This is a genomic window from Photobacterium minamisatsumaniensis (assembly GCF_050336695.1).
Lineage (GTDB): Bacteria > Pseudomonadota > Gammaproteobacteria > Enterobacterales > Vibrionaceae > Photobacterium > Photobacterium minamisatsumaniensis.
Window position 1 is genome coordinate 1 of sequence record NZ_JAKJSI010000018.1, and the last position, 14,303, is coordinate 14,303.

A 14,303-nucleotide genomic window follows, 5' to 3' on the forward strand; every position below is an offset into this window, starting at 1 on the left:
CAATAAAAGCTAGATATGTGGTAATGAATTGGTGATGTAGTTAGAATACGCGCTCAAAAATATTATAAGTTAAGAAAGTGAGCGGTTTCAAAATGAGCAGGAAAATAGAGTTATTGGCCCCTGGTGGCGATGTTGAAGCAATTAAAGCGGCCATCGTTGCTGGTGCAAACGCGGTTTATTGCGGTTTAGACACGTTTAATGCTCGCAACCGAGCGTCCAATTTATCGCTGGATGAATTGAACGGGGTTATTCGCCTTGCTCATGAATATGGCTGTGAAGTGTTCTTAACGCTTAACGTTGTTCTTTTAGAGTATGAAATTAAGAGCATCTGCAAGTTATTGAACCAGCTTGTGAACACGAAACTTGATGGCATTATTGTTCAAGATCTCGGTTTGTTTGACCTTGTTAAGAAGCATTTCCCATCATTAGACGTGCATGCTTCTACTCAGCTAACCACGCATAATGAAGGGCAAATTAAGTTCTTATCTAAGATTGGTGCGACACGCGTAAACCTATCTCGTGAACTGAACCTGCCAGAAATTAAAATGCTAACTGAAGTGGCACATGATCATGATGTACTCACCGAAGTGTTTGTACATGGTGCTTTATGTATCGCGTTCTCAGGTCAGTGTTACTCGAGCTCAGTCAGTGTCGGTAACTCTGGTAACCGTGGCCGTTGTAGCCAAGCGTGCCGTGATGAATATGAAATCACCGATGCTGGCAACAAATATCCGCTGAACCTAAAAGACAACTCTGCTTATTACGATTTACCAGAACTGGTTGACGCTAAAGTCGATTCGTTAAAAGTAGAAGGCCGTATTAAAGGCGCTCACTACGTATACACGGTGGTTGATACTTGGCGTAAACAGATTGATAGCTTTGTTGAAAATGGCTTGCTAATCGAAGACGACTCAAACCTGCACAAAGTGTTTAACCGTGATTTCACGAACTCTTTCCTTAAAGGTAATTTAACGAAAGACATGTTCATCGATAATCCTCGTGATAACAGTGTGAACTATGCAGTGGATAAAGCTGCGTCTGAAACAGATTCTATTTCTGTTGTTCAAATCCAGGAAGTTACGGACAATCTCTACAGCTCAAAAAATGAGTTGGGTAAAGAGATGCGAGAGAAAATCGAATTCCTTGATATCCGCAAGACGGCACTGACGCTTTCATTTAGCGCGAAAATTGGCCAGCCTTTTATCGTATCTGTTATTTCAGACACTGAAACGTTTACGGTTCAGTCAGCGTCTATTTTGGCTGCTGCTGGCGAAAAAGCGATCACTCAAGAGTTGTTAGAAAAGCGCTTTAAATCGGTCAAAAGTGCAATTCATAGCCTTGAAAAATATGACTTTGAACAGTTGGATGCAGGCTTAAGTATCCCATTAAAAGAGCTATCTGCATTGAAAGATGAAATTGAATTCATCTTGAATGGCTCAATGAAGGTGATTAAGCACGTTGACGTACCTGCATTACTTAAACACCCGAAGGTAAACGAAACACCAACGCTTTCTATCCTTATCGCGGATGTTGAAGACCTTCACTTGTGCGATGTGACGGAAGCGGATGTCTACTTCAAATTGCCAGAAAGCTTTAAGAAGCGTTGTAATAAATACATCGATATTCTTGCTGCGAACCCACGCTTGATCCCATGGTTCCCAGCGGTACTCATTGGTAAAGATTACGATGAAGCGGTACGTGTTCTTGAAGAAGTTAAACCTGAGCGTATCGTTACCAACAATACTGGTATTGCTTATAAAGCGTATGAGATGGGTATTGAGTGGGTGGCTGGGCCATTCATGAACACGACGAACTCTCATGCTTTAATTACGCTAAAAGAAGAGTTGAATTGTGCCGGTGCGTTTATTTCGAATGAGATCAATAAAGGTCAGATTCGCCATATTACTCGTCCTGAGAACTTTAAATTGTTTTACAGCATTTACCATCCAATCCTGATGATGACGAGCCGTCAGTGCTTCTTCCAAAGAACGGTGGGTTGTAACAAACCAAGCATTGAAGCGGGCTGTATGTTGAAGTGTGAGAAAGCGACGACAATTACCAACGTGAAGGGGATTTCTTTCGCAGTTGATAAGCAAAAAGGCGGCTACCCAAGTATTTACAACCATGAGCAGTTCTTAAATCACGATGCGGTTAAAGACTTTTCTGGTTTGTTTGATGAGTTCTTCATTGACCTTACAAACATTGGTGCGGGTTCGAAAGAAGTACAAGACAAGGTTGAGCTGATTAAACACTTTGAAGGTTTAATCAATGGTGTTGAAGGTTCGCAACAGCAGCTTGATAGCTTAGTCGAAGTTCGTACTAATGCTCAATACGTGCAAGGTCTGTAATACATCCTGACCAAACGCATGTTTGTCTCGTCCTAAAAAACGATACAACTTTATACAGTAAACCGCCGGCTATTTATCAGTCGGCGGTTTTGTATTGGGGAATACTCACGTTAAGAATATTCGATCATCTGATGCACTATAACTTTTGCTTTGTTATACAAATATTAATACAAATAGTAACTGAAAGTACACCATCATCAATCTACTGACTAAATTGGCCTAATAGTTAGCTAAGTTTAATGCCATTTGCAGGTCTTAAGGGAAATGAAGTTGGCCACTATATTTCCCTCGTACCAGCCTTATAAAGCCACGCTTGAGCAGAAAAAGTTACATTTCACATTTCCGTCAACGGAGGATGTCTCAAGATTGAATCTTTTATCTTTCAACTTAACGTTACAGACACCTTTTCCTGATTGAAAATTAATCCCGTTAATGGTGCAAAATGAAAATTTGTCTTCTGGAAGAGAGGATAAACATCGATAAATTTTCTTATTTTTTTCAATTTTATTAATGCTTTTCATCATTAATTCGCGCTGCTGAATCGTGTTGTGATAAAAATTGCATACTGATTTATCGGAATCACTCTCGAGATGAATGGTAATGTTCTTACTATCATTAGCAGCCGTTGAAAATGATAGTAAAAGAACAAGTAATGAAATGAAAAATCTAATAATCATGCTAACCAACTAACTCCATATTTTTGATGTATATAAGGTGTAGGGGTGTAGATAATTTAATTATATTCCCGATTTTTTAGTGTTGGTTAATAATCAAAGTAATGTGGCTAATATCACATTATTTGTTGCTATATACAGCTCATCACGTTGTCACTTTATATTGATGCCAAGAACAACAACACGGTTGTGGTAGTCATTCAGGCCATGGCACGTATGGAAGTTGGTCGCCAATATCCACTAAGTGAAGTCATGGAAGGAGTAAAGCTGGCATGAGTTTAACTACCAAAATTGTACTCACTAAAATTGGGATCAGTGTTGCAGGCATGGTTGCAGGCGCATACGCGATTAAATTTTTACGTTCACAAGGATTGTTATGATTGATTTGAAACAGACAAGTACCAAAACAGGCTTAATGTTATTGGGCAGTGTTGCCGTGGGCTTAATCACGGGCAATAGTGATCTAGCTACCGTCACCGTTGGTGAATCTGGTGCACAACTTGGCGGTACGATTCCAATGTTATCCGCTGCGTTTATCGGCTTGTTCGATACAGTTCGCAAGGAAATTAAAGGCTAGGGGGCTTGGATGGGAGAACTCATAAAGTTGTTTTCAGAGTTGGGGGTTACACCTCCAACTTTGATTATTTGCTACCTTCTTTTCCGTTCGGTAAAAGCTCATGAGTCAGTGCTAGGTGAACTAAGAAGGATGTTAGCACAACATGAAAAGCGGATTTTTAAGCTTGAGTGGCTTCATGATAAAACCGATTTAAATTGATAATAACCACATTTAATCGTTATTAAACATGATATTATCGCGGTAAAATGCAAGGTGTTTTATAAGAACACTCATATCTTCATGTGGACAATAATGAACAATAAAATATTTAAATATGGCATTGTGGCAATGTCAGTAGCTCTAGTAGCAGGGTGCCAGACTACAGGGAACAGCGCGGATAACCTTTATAACCAATATCGAGCAAAGCCAAATAATAAAGCTTTTTCTATTGGTACAAATAATGTTGCAGGTGCAGCATGGGGGGCAGCTTCGACATCAGAAGCAATGAAATTAGCGCAACAAACATGTGTAAATTCTGGCGGCTTTAACTGTAACGTTACAGAGGTAAATGGAAAACCAGTCTCGTCTCAAGCTGAAAGCTCCACGGTCAATAATTTCAACATAGTGTCTCAAGGTATTAATTACAAACCAAATTTGAATGTCAAAGCTTCAGGTTTCTTTGTCAATAAAGATAACATTCTAACCACGAGTGATATGATTGATGCTTGTTCTAAAATCAATTATGAGCGTTCAGGTCGATTACTTGAAACAACCGTTGTTCGTGTAGATAAACGAAATAATATTGCCGTTTTAAAAGCTCTAACACCTAACAATTCATACGCAACAATTGGCCTAAGCAAGCAAACTACTCAAGGTGAAAGAACTTACACCTATGGCTATGAATTATCTGACGTGGTTAATACGAAGACACCAACTTATCAAGGCAAGATAACAGATGGAATTATTAGTTCTGCATCAGGTAAAAATAATGATGTAAGAATTATGAGGACTACAAATGAGGTAAATGAAGGCAATATTGGAGGCCCTGTTATTGCTGAGAATGGAAATGTCATAGGCCTTGTGACAAAAGGTAAGCAAGAGTCAATTAAGTCGTCGATGTTTACTATTTTTCTAAATGAGTTAAACATTGGCTATAAGACATCATCAACTTCTAAGTCTGTATCGCCGTCAAAGATTGCAGAGCAGAGCAAGACGTATGCTGTTCCTTTAGTTTGTTTGAATGAAGCCTAATAATATAGCCCGCTCCTGCGGGCTTTTTTCTTTTATGGCAATGGAACATAACCCCACATGTAATTACCTTCATCGTTATACACAGCACCAGCTAGAAACTTTTCACCTTGGATTATTACGCTAAACACCATTCCTTGATAGTCACCATCAAAGTTTGAATCTGGACACGCTGATGCCGTAGCTGTTAACGAGTGGTAATAGTTTTCCGCAATCGATAATTGGCCAGTTAAGGTGCAATAGGCATTCACAGTAAAAGTACCATCGCTTTCAATCGCCCACGTTTCACCAGTATCTTGATTAGTATGTGTGCCAACCATGTCATCTAACGATAATGTGGCTGGCTGACGCTTAAAGTCATGCACGAATGATTGACCATTGACTATTGTAGCTGCGTGAGCAGTATCGTTTTCAAAATATACCGTTATAACTTGGTCGGGGAAGTGTTCAAAACCACCGTCAAATGTAACTTGAACACCATGCAAACGTAGCTCATTGCTAAAGGTATAAACATGATCAAATGAGTAAATGGTATTACTGCTGTCGTAGGCAATAACTTGGCCTTGCTGATCCATATCGACAATCATAACGGCATCGTCTGATTGATAAAGGCCATTAAATTGAGCCTTCGCTGTGCTTGTTCCTTGCTGCTCGTTCGTTTCATTGTCACCACCGCCGCCACAACCAAACATCATGACAGTTGCGAGAAATAAATAAATGACTCTCATAGTTTCATCCTTGTTTAACTTATCGTTTGTGCCAGTATCCAAATTCAGACGCATTTGAAACGTATAAAAAGAAAGCCTTGCGGTGTGCTTAACGAATAAAGCTGCAAGGCTAGGGAGCTTACTTTTGATTCTCGCGCTTGGCCTGAACATTACGGTAGGCTTTTTTCTTATCTTTACTGACGGTTTCCTGCTGGATCTCTTTTATCCGGCGGCCACCACGGAACGGGAACGGCGTAACCACATTGGAACGCACCGGAATATAGTCCAGCTCGTACATCCGCTTTAACGCGTGGTACTCATCATAACGCAGCGCCCAACAGTCCAATTCCTTGGGGCTGAATCGTCGGCCTTCAGGCGTAACAATCACACAGCGGTATTCATCAATCCGAAATCCTTGCCAACGGGTATCATCGGGCAAATAGCCACGGGCGCGAATGATAAGGAGTTTTTCCGCCATCGGATTCACGTCAACTTCACCGGATAACCAACGTTGAACGGTCTTGGGTCGAACATGAAACCAAGCCGCAGCTTGTTGGGTGCTATCGAAATGAAGCCAGAAAAGGCGTTTGAATGATTCATGCAGCATGATGTGCCTCGCAAAATTTTCCGTTGTATTACAGTTTTTTCCGATTGATAGCAGCAAGACTCATCGGGTCAGGCTATCAAACAGAACATCCGTGTTAAGTCAGCCAAGAGGCTTGGCTTTGACGGTTTCAGTAATACAACGTGGTGCGCGGCAGATAAATCAACAAAGTCTGTTTTAACTAACTGTTTCCAGAGCATTTTTAATCTCCAAAATCAAAGGTTTCAAGGCTAACTCAAAGACCCTCGGCAAATGTTAAATTTAGACCCCTCTGTTTATCCCATTTAAAAGTGTCCCGCTTTATTCCCAGATAAGAATGTCTCCTTTCAAGGTAGTGCATCCTGCTCAGGAACTCGTTATAGAGTAGGGAAGTCAGGGTTTCTTTTTGCTGCTTGCTTGGCATTGTTCTGGGTGTAACAAGACCGGGTTAATGGCCTCCAATTGCCGGATTGCCCGTTTCTGTGCCGTGCGTTTGGGCGCTTTCTTACTGCGATTGCGTTTTTGTTGTCGCTCGAATTCTTGCTGTTTCTCTTGGGCAAACCGAAGTACCGTGCCCAAGCGCTTTTTATCGACGATTTGACCTTGGTTTATGTTGGCCAGCTTGTCGAAGATTTTGAATTCCAGTTTACGATTGCCGTATTGAATGGCAATGGTGCCATCAGGACGGTCAAGCACCTTGACCACTTGTCGACCCAGTCGACTGTTTTGTTCTGTCGGATTAATTAGATAAATAACGTTATCGTACTGGAATGTCAGTGATTTCGAGAGCTTGCGTAGCTCTTGCCATGCAAAGATATCATCAAGTTCGTCGACTGACTCCCGTACTGGCCGGTGCATGTCTTTCGGATAACATGCTGGTTTAGCAAAGCGGCGGTTGAAATCAGCGATGAAGTCGGGGAGCCAGGCATTCGCTTGCTCAATCGTATCAATATTTCGTAATCGCATTTCTTTCACTAAGCGATCCTGTAACGTTTTATTCGCGCGCTCAACACGGCCTTTGGCCTGTGAACTATTAGCACAGATGAGCTCGATGTGTAGATCATTGAGTACACGACCAAACTGGGTTAACCGCGGTGTTTCTGCATCACGTTTACTGACATGGAATATCGCGTGACGATCACTGTAAAAGGCTGACGGTTTACCATGCTGATTAATGTATTCACGTGTCGCGGCCATGTAATCGAAGGCTGATTCCGTTTCACTGAAACGCAGGTTCATCAAACGGCCAGTGGCATCATCAATGTAAACGAGCAAACAACACTTATCGCTGCGACTTTCAAACCAATCATGATGGGAGCCGTCGATTTGGATTAATTCACCCAGACAATCCCGGCGGTGACGAGGCTGGTAAATCCGAGGTTTGCGTTTCACGTAAGGTACCCACAAACCATCTGCAATCATCCATTGCCGGAGGGTTTCAACGGCAACGTGGATACCATGAAGCTCCGTCAGTTTTTCGTGAGCGAGTGTCGGGCCAATCGATAAACTTGGCGTGTGCTCAGTTTTAGCAAACGGGCCGCTTCAACACCAGTGATCCGTTTATCACAGTTATCTTGGACGAGCTTGATTCTCATTAATTCATTGTCAGTCATGGTCAATAACATCCACAGGATCCAAATACGGCAAAACAAAGGTGCTTAGAGGCTAGTTCAACATGACATTTCAATCTGGCTCAAACATGACACTTCTAATTAGTTCCTACACCCTCAGTGCGCATTATGTACCTTATGTTAAATAGGGTTTGGGGCTATATAGATATGAATACACTAACGTTAAGTTGTCATCCCTCTTTTCTCTTTCTTGTTTTTACTTATAGTCAGTTCGTAAAACCACTGTACAATTTAACAGTATTGGCTATTTACCATAAAATAGGTAATAAACACTTTTGTTTTAATCCCGTCTGCAAATGTTCATTTGGCCTAGTGCTTAACACTCTGTGTTATTACCTTTGAAGCGGCAAACTAAAAGTAACTTCACAAGCAACAAAAAAAGCTCGATATAATATCGAGCTTTACAAGCTTACTCAGTTTAGCCACCGGCTAACTTCACTGTATGTCCTTTTTTCTCTAGCGCGGCTTTAATAACCTCACGCTTATCACCTTGAATTTCGATGGTACCGTCTTTAACCGAACCGCCACAGCCACAGACTTTCTTAAGCTGTGCTGCTAGCAATTTCAGTTGTGCATCATCAAGATCAAGTCCTGAAACAATACAAACGCCTTTGCCTTTACGACCTTTAGTCTGGCGTTGAATACGAACAATGCCATCTCCTGTAGGACGTTGAGCTGCTGGCTTGTCTTCTTTAATGCGGCCTGTTTCAGTTGAGAATACTAAGCGACTGTTATCATTCATTTGAAAAATCTCGGTGGTTTTCTTTAATCTGTTGACCCGATAATAACTTTAGTGAAGCTATTAACGTATTTCCTTAGTATGGATATTAACAAGATTAGTAAATGAAATCAAAATGCCAAATGTTCGGACTACATAAATACCCTTACATTACAGCTACTTGTGCCATACCGAATGTGTTATCTGAACTGGGCATAATAACAATAAAGGCACAGCACAATGGCTATTTTTTCTTGCGTTACATTAACTTATTGGATTCCAATGCTATAAGCCTTTGAAATAAAATATCTCTTAGTTTTTCTACGGTTGCATTTTCATTAAGATGCCGCTTAGCTATGTGGATTACGATTGGTATCTCAGAATCTTTTGCATAGATTACTTTTTTATCAAATTCTGAATTTAAAATGTCTAACCAAGTCACTACCAACACTTTTTCTAAAAGTTGAATATCGTTTTCATCATAAATATCATCGCTGCTATCTGTTTGTTCAGTTCTCATCATCCATCCCAAAAACTAATGATTTTTTTAAAAGTATCAAAAAATAGAGCCTGATGAATTAGCATTGTTTAGTTATACCTCGGAAGGCATGCTAACTCGTGAACGAGGACTCATCGGATAATGAATAAAACTGAAGTTTGTTCAGTCTATGGATCGACATGCTTCACAGTTCGAATGAATAAAGTGGGGATAAGTACTAAATCGGTCAATAATTATTTAACTATTTATTCAAGAGCTTGGTAACTGTGGAGCGAATTGAATACATTGAAAAATCATTTTAACGTGTCCCCTATTTAACTAGTGATAGAGGTACTTTTGATGCTCTGGAAGCACTTTAATGGAAACGGTTATGATTAAAAACGTAATATTTGATCTGGGCGCAGTACTGTTTGAATGGAATCCAAAACGCATTGTTACTTCGTTTACTCAGTCTGAGCATGAGCAAGAGCTACTACTCGAGCAAGTCTTAAGTCATCCTGATTGGCTGTCTTTAGATCGCGGAACGATGTTGTTGGCAGAAGCTATTCCTAAGTTTGCGGCTCGCACCCACTTAAGTGAGCCAAGAATGGAAGATTTTATTGAGCATATACAGAATAATTTAACAATTATCCCTGAAACAGAAGCCTTAATTCATCATGTTTTAAACGCTGGATTACCTGCCTATTTTTTAACAAATATGAGCAGTGCTTTTTTTGAAAAACTTAATGAAAAACATAACTTATATGGGCTTTTTGATGGCGGTTTAGTCTCGGGGAAAGAGCTAATGATAAAGCCAGAATCAGAGTTTTTTTCTAGCTTGATAGAACGTTTTTCACTTGTGCCTGAAGAGTCTTTATTCATTGACGATCAGGTTGTCAATGTTGAAGCTGCAAATTCACTTGGTTTTCAAGTGCTAAAATTTGAAAAGCCGGATGATAGTTGCTTAGAAATTCGAAAATTACTTAAAATTGACTAATCTACTCTAGATAGATTGCGTTAATTCATATAACGTTCATCTCTGTATTGGCACACTGTATACGCTTTAAAACCAAATACTTAGGAGTTCCTTGTGAAGAAACTTTTCATTCCTGTCTTAATGTTACTTTCTTTAGGCTACACGAATATTGCTATGGCTGAATCTAAAAGTGATAAGACTAAGTCAGTTGTTGGCCAAGTTGAGACGATTAAGATAGAAGAACTTGGCATGGAATACTTAGCTCGAATTGATACGGGAGCAGAAACAACCTCTATTCATGCTAAAAATATTAAAGTAACTGGTGATGATAGCGATAGCGATGATATGCGTGACCACCTTGGACATACTGTTGAGTTCACATCGGTTAATGAAAAAGGCAAAGAAGCAGCATATAAAGCTAAGATAGTTAAAGTCAGTAAAATTCGTAATGCACAAGGTGTCGAGCGTCGTTACGCCGTTGAAATGGATCTCAGCTGGAATGGCGAGCATAAAACAGTTGCAGTTAACCTCCGAGACAGAAGCAAACTCGACTATAAATTACTCATTGGCCGTAATTGGCTGACTGGTGATTACTTAGTTGACGTAGAAAAATCCGACGACGAAGACTAACTCCATGATGAAGTAAAACGGCCTGTCTTTTCTGGCCGTTTTTCTATTAAGTACCCTACCCATTTCGCTGCTGTAGTTTCTGTCTTTTTAGCAAAACAAGGTCTAAATGTTTTTTTATCGCAGCAGGCGATCCTTTAAGTAACCTATTACCAATCATGACATACCATCCATTGGGTTCACCATTATCGTTAATAAGTTTAAATCCTTTATAATCTTCTGCTTTTTGTGAAAACTGTTTTGACTGGCCAGAAATATCGCCAAATTTTTCTGGTGACATGAATGTTTTCATATCGCACCACCAATCAATACTTTTTTTCACAAGTGTCAGTTTATTCTTAACTGCCGCTCCATTGATCGTGGTTTTCCAATCATCAGGTGAACCAGTGGCATTTTCTATGTTATGGCCCCTGTGAAACAGACGTTTCTTCATTTTAGCCTCATTATTTGAGTTGTTTTTGAAGCAATTGCTTATTTAATCCGTTTGAAGATAATTGAAGCACTCAGGTTCTTTTTTGTCTTGTTAACAAGCCTATTATTTATTCAATCTGTGAAATAGAACAAATTTGCGCGCATTTTATAGCATGCTGTTATAATAATAAAATTATAATGCACTAGGTAAAGTTCATATGACTAAAAAAATAGCACCTATAAGTGATGAAAGTGAGCGTCAAGCTAGTTTAAAGCACTTTACGTTAAAGCAAACGTCATTTGACGACATTCAACGCTTAACTCGCGGTCAATATGCAATGAACACACTTATTTCATTCAATAATGACTGGAATAACTTCCTTACCTTTTGCTCAGATAACAAAATCCCACCTCTACCAGCAAAGGCAGATACGGTTCATCGCTACATCGAAGAAATGTCTAAAACACGTAAACTTGCCAGCCTGAAACGTTACATGGTAACTATTTCTTTGATACACCGATGTCATGACTTACCCGACCCTTGTGCTAAGTCGGAAATCAGACTTGAAATGAAAAAACAGCAACTTGCAAAACATGACGACTATGAAAATGCAGCCGCATTTCGTGATGAGCATTTGCAAAAGCTTATCATGCGCTTTGAGTTATCCATAAAACCAAAAGATATTCGTGATGTCGCTATTTGGGCTGTGATGTTTGAAGCGATGTTGAAACGCAGTGAACTCGCAAATTTAATGCTAGAAGATTTAGTGATTCATGAAAATGGGCTCATTGATATTAATGTTGAACCAAACATAATTTCATTAAGCCGTATTTCTTCCCAAACTCTACAGCGCTGGTTAGTCGTAAGCTTTATCGTAGATGGCTATTTATTCCGTCGAATAGATAGACACAGCAACATTGGTGATCGCCCTCTTGATCACTCCTCAATATACCGAGTATTCCGACGAGCCAGTGATGAGCTTGGATTACCCAAAGCAGAATTATTTTCAGGCCAATCGCCTAGGGTTGGTGCTGCACAAGATCTTTCGGACTCGGGTTTAAGTATTAACGAAATACAAGAACAAGGACGTTGGAAAAGCCCTGCAATGCCTGCTCAATATGTTGGAAATACAGATAGGCATGATAAAGAAGTTGCGAAGTATGTAAAGCCTAAACCTTGGGAAAGCTAATTCATTATTAAGTTTATATGATTTAAACAATCCTCGTATGCTACTTATTCTTTTATATATAAGCGTAAAGTTATAGTGCGTTAGGGTTGAACTGTTTTACTTCCTATCACACCTTCGGAGCATCGTTCCAATGCTCACCATAACCCTTTTCAATATCGATTGGCTGTGTAATTCGAGCAAATAGTATTTCTAGTGGTTGTAGTAAGCCAAAATATCCGGCTTGGTTCGCTTCAACCCATTCTTTTAAGTTAATGCCTTCCCAGCAAACTTCATAGCCAGCATTAATAGCAAGTATTTCAAAGAATATTCGTTGAACACGGCCATTACCTTCACGGAAAGGGTGTATTACATTGAGCTCACAATAATAGTGGGCAATACGAGCGATGAATTCATCAAGTGGTAAGTTACACAAAAATGTCTCATTTCGGAGCGCACCGAGTAACTTATCTGTTTCACGTGCAATGTTTTGCCAATGGCAAAAGCGTGTCTCACCTTTCGTTATGTCTACTTGGCGAACTTTCCCTGCCCATGCGTATAAGTCTTGGAAGAGCGTTTGGTGGATTGTCTGTAGATACTCGAGTGTAAAGTTATCGAACTCAGGCTCAAAATAAGTCGCACGAACATGGGTAAAGTCTCGCTCTGCCGCTTCAAGTTCGTCTTCATTACGGATTGATAGTAAGTTTACCAAAACGCTGGTATCAGGGTAACAATCCGGATCATGCTCTACATCGTATTTATCTCGCATACCTTAACTTTAAATCAGCTATTTGTTTAGACTCTGTATCTTCAGAAGAGCGCGTTTTATCATTATTAGATGCTAGATGAATCCCTTCTAATTGCAGGCTGGCAGTATAATTCCTCGCCTGCATTGATTTGTATCGTGATTTTTTTTGTGCCTCAGTTAACATCGACCCTTTTCCCTTATCTACTTAAAGTCAGTATTGCACCTTTTGAGTAAATTGCCTGAATCATGAATAAAAAAGCCGGACAAGTTGTCCGGCTTAATGCGATTATTTCACTGCATTTTTTATTGCCTTCTCAAGGAAGGCTGTGAAGCTATGTCCGTGATGCTTTAACATCTGCGGAAACATTGAAATCGGCGTCATTCCAGGGAACGTATTGATTTCATTCAATAGAATTTCATTGTCTTCACTTAAGAAGAAATCGATACGAGACAGATCTTTCAGCTTCATTTGTATAAATGCTTTTCGAGCAAATTGCTGAATATCTTTAACCTGCTCTTCGGTTAAGTTAGTCGCTTCAACATTTGTCGTTGAGTGACTATCTGCACTGTATTTTTCTTCGTAGGTATAGAATTGATCATCAGGACAAGACACTTCACCAGGCTTGGTAATAACAAGCTCGTCGCCATACTGATAGGCCGCGATTTCAAGTTCGCGAGGCTTAATCGCCTTTTCTACTAACACTTGTTCAGAATAGCCAAATGCGTCATTCACTGCTGTTGCTAGCTGTGCTTTATCAGCAACATGATAACAACCTACCGATGATCCCTGACAAGCTGCCTTAACAAACACCTTCCCCCACTTTTCTAGTGCTTGCTCTGCTTTTAAGTGAGACTCCGCATTATTTTCACTTAAGAAGACATACGGTGTATTGGGGATATCTAGTGCATCGAACCACAACTTAGTTGTGATTTTATTGAAACAGTTTGTACTAGCTTCTGCACCACAACCAAGGTATGGCAGGTTTGCCATATCTAAAAACGATTGTAGATCACCGGTTTCGCCCGGAAAGCCATGTATGCAAGGAATAACGTAATCAACGTTTACCTTTTTATCGGCCTGCTCAACTAGCTGTAATGTGCTATCAAGGTTTAATTGGCACAGCTCATTTTCAGCCGTAAACCAACCATCAGTTTTCATTTCAACACGGGTATAGCTAATGCCGTCAATCTGTTGGAGTTGCTGCTCGATATAATTTGAAGATACGAGAGACACTTCGTGCTCGGCGCTACCACCGCCACAAAGTAGTAATACGTGGATTGAACTCATTATCATCCCTTGTTTTCATTACTGACATCATCTGCCAGTTAATAATTATTGCTAATTTACCGCAAAACGAACACATTTCACGATAAAGTCTTATTCTGACCTAATAGTAATAAAAAATAGGTGTCTATTGCACCTTATATCTTT

16 protein-coding genes and 1 pseudogene are annotated in these 14,303 nt (G+C 40.0%); 7 read left to right on the forward strand and 10 right to left on the reverse strand.

Going from position 1 to position 14,303, the window contains the following annotated elements:
- Window positions 1-92: 92 nt before the first annotated feature.
- The 4 genes from L4D78_RS09415 (at window position 93) to L4D78_RS09430 (ending at window position 4,829) form a co-directional block, all read left to right on the forward strand.
- The gene (locus L4D78_RS09415) at window positions 93-2,348 is read left to right on the forward strand and encodes a peptidase U32 family protein (protein ID WP_428466677.1); all 2,256 of its coding nucleotides are present in this window, start codon (window positions 93-95) and stop codon (window positions 2,346-2,348) included.
- Window positions 2,349-3,172: 824 nt separating this feature from the next.
- A complete protein-coding gene (locus L4D78_RS09420) occupies window positions 3,173-3,298 on the forward strand; it encodes a hypothetical protein (protein WP_428466678.1) in 126 nt (41 codons plus the stop codon).
- A 100-nt stretch (window positions 3,299-3,398) separates the two neighbouring features.
- Window positions 3,399-3,599, forward strand: coding sequence for a hypothetical protein (locus L4D78_RS09425; RefSeq protein ID WP_428466679.1), 201 nt, complete (start codon window positions 3,399-3,401; stop codon window positions 3,597-3,599).
- Window positions 3,600-3,890: 291 nt separating this feature from the next.
- Window positions 3,891-4,829 (forward strand): S1 family peptidase, encoded by a 939-nt coding sequence (locus tag L4D78_RS09430; RefSeq protein ID WP_428466680.1) that lies wholly within the window; start codon window positions 3,891-3,893, stop codon window positions 4,827-4,829.
- A gap of 32 nt (window positions 4,830-4,861) precedes the next feature.
- Here the strand turns inward: L4D78_RS09430 and L4D78_RS09435 are convergent, their stop codons facing one another.
- The 6 genes and pseudogenes from L4D78_RS09435 to L4D78_RS09460 form a co-directional block, all read right to left on the reverse strand.
- On the reverse strand, window positions 4,862-5,554 hold the full coding sequence (locus L4D78_RS09435) for a hypothetical protein (RefSeq protein WP_428466681.1): 693 nt from the start codon (window positions 5,552-5,554) through the stop codon (window positions 4,862-4,864).
- Between the two features lie 118 nt (window positions 5,555-5,672).
- The gene (locus tag L4D78_RS09440) at window positions 5,673-6,140 is read right to left on the reverse strand and encodes a DUF3653 domain-containing protein (RefSeq protein WP_428457892.1); all 468 of its coding nucleotides are present in this window, start codon (window positions 6,138-6,140) and stop codon (window positions 5,673-5,675) included.
- A gap of 68 nt (window positions 6,141-6,208) precedes the next feature.
- A complete protein-coding gene (locus tag L4D78_RS09445; RefSeq protein ID WP_428466682.1) occupies window positions 6,209-6,337 on the reverse strand; it encodes a hypothetical protein in 129 nt (42 codons plus the stop codon).
- Between the two features lie 172 nt (window positions 6,338-6,509).
- Window positions 6,510-7,741: pseudogene (locus L4D78_RS09450) on the reverse strand (ISNCY family transposase).
- Window positions 7,742-8,165: 424 nt separating this feature from the next.
- A complete protein-coding gene (gene yciH, locus L4D78_RS09455) occupies window positions 8,166-8,489 on the reverse strand; it encodes a stress response translation initiation inhibitor YciH (protein WP_428457894.1) in 324 nt (107 codons plus the stop codon).
- Window positions 8,490-8,724: 235 nt separating this feature from the next.
- Window positions 8,725-8,985, reverse strand: a complete 261-nt coding sequence (locus L4D78_RS09460) for a hypothetical protein (protein ID WP_428466683.1) — start codon at window positions 8,983-8,985, stop codon at window positions 8,725-8,727.
- Window positions 8,986-9,334: 349 nt separating this feature from the next.
- Between L4D78_RS09460 and L4D78_RS09465 the strand changes: the two genes are divergently transcribed.
- Together L4D78_RS09465 and L4D78_RS09470 are read left to right on the forward strand one after the other, a co-directional pair.
- Window positions 9,335-9,940: an HAD family hydrolase gene (locus tag L4D78_RS09465; protein WP_428466684.1), complete on the forward strand. Its 606-nt coding sequence runs from the start codon at window positions 9,335-9,337 to the stop codon at window positions 9,938-9,940.
- A 93-nt stretch (window positions 9,941-10,033) separates the two neighbouring features.
- Complete coding sequence (locus L4D78_RS09470) at window positions 10,034-10,549, forward strand: ATP-dependent zinc protease family protein (protein WP_428466685.1); 516 nt, start codon at window positions 10,034-10,036, stop codon at window positions 10,547-10,549.
- A 55-nt stretch (window positions 10,550-10,604) separates the two neighbouring features.
- Here the strand turns inward: L4D78_RS09470 and L4D78_RS09475 are convergent, their stop codons facing one another.
- Window positions 10,605-10,979, reverse strand: a complete 375-nt coding sequence (locus L4D78_RS09475; protein WP_428466686.1) for a DUF3319 domain-containing protein — start codon at window positions 10,977-10,979, stop codon at window positions 10,605-10,607.
- A gap of 196 nt (window positions 10,980-11,175) precedes the next feature.
- Here L4D78_RS09475 and L4D78_RS09480 point away from each other — a divergent pair, with 196 nt between their 5' ends.
- Window positions 11,176-12,147 (forward strand): tyrosine-type recombinase/integrase, encoded by a 972-nt coding sequence (locus tag L4D78_RS09480; RefSeq protein WP_428466687.1) that lies wholly within the window; start codon window positions 11,176-11,178, stop codon window positions 12,145-12,147.
- A gap of 106 nt (window positions 12,148-12,253) precedes the next feature.
- Here the strand turns inward: L4D78_RS09480 and L4D78_RS09485 are convergent, their stop codons facing one another.
- The 3 genes from L4D78_RS09485 to L4D78_RS09495 all read right to left on the reverse strand — a co-directional run bounded on the left by L4D78_RS09485 (window position 12,254) and on the right by L4D78_RS09495 (window position 14,159).
- Complete coding sequence (locus tag L4D78_RS09485; RefSeq protein ID WP_428466688.1) at window positions 12,254-12,892, reverse strand: putative adenosine monophosphate-protein transferase Fic; 639 nt, start codon at window positions 12,890-12,892, stop codon at window positions 12,254-12,256.
- Window positions 12,882-13,055 carry a YhfG family protein gene (locus L4D78_RS09490; protein ID WP_428466689.1) on the reverse strand — a complete coding sequence of 58 codons (174 nt, stop codon included), beginning with the start codon at window positions 13,053-13,055 and terminating at the stop codon, window positions 12,882-12,884. Before L4D78_RS09490 ends, L4D78_RS09485 begins: the two co-directional genes overlap by 11 nt.
- A 102-nt stretch (window positions 13,056-13,157) precedes the next feature.
- Complete coding sequence (locus tag L4D78_RS09495) at window positions 13,158-14,159, reverse strand: D-alanine--D-alanine ligase (RefSeq protein WP_428466690.1); 1,002 nt, start codon at window positions 14,157-14,159, stop codon at window positions 13,158-13,160.
- Window positions 14,160-14,303 lie beyond the last annotated feature (144 nt).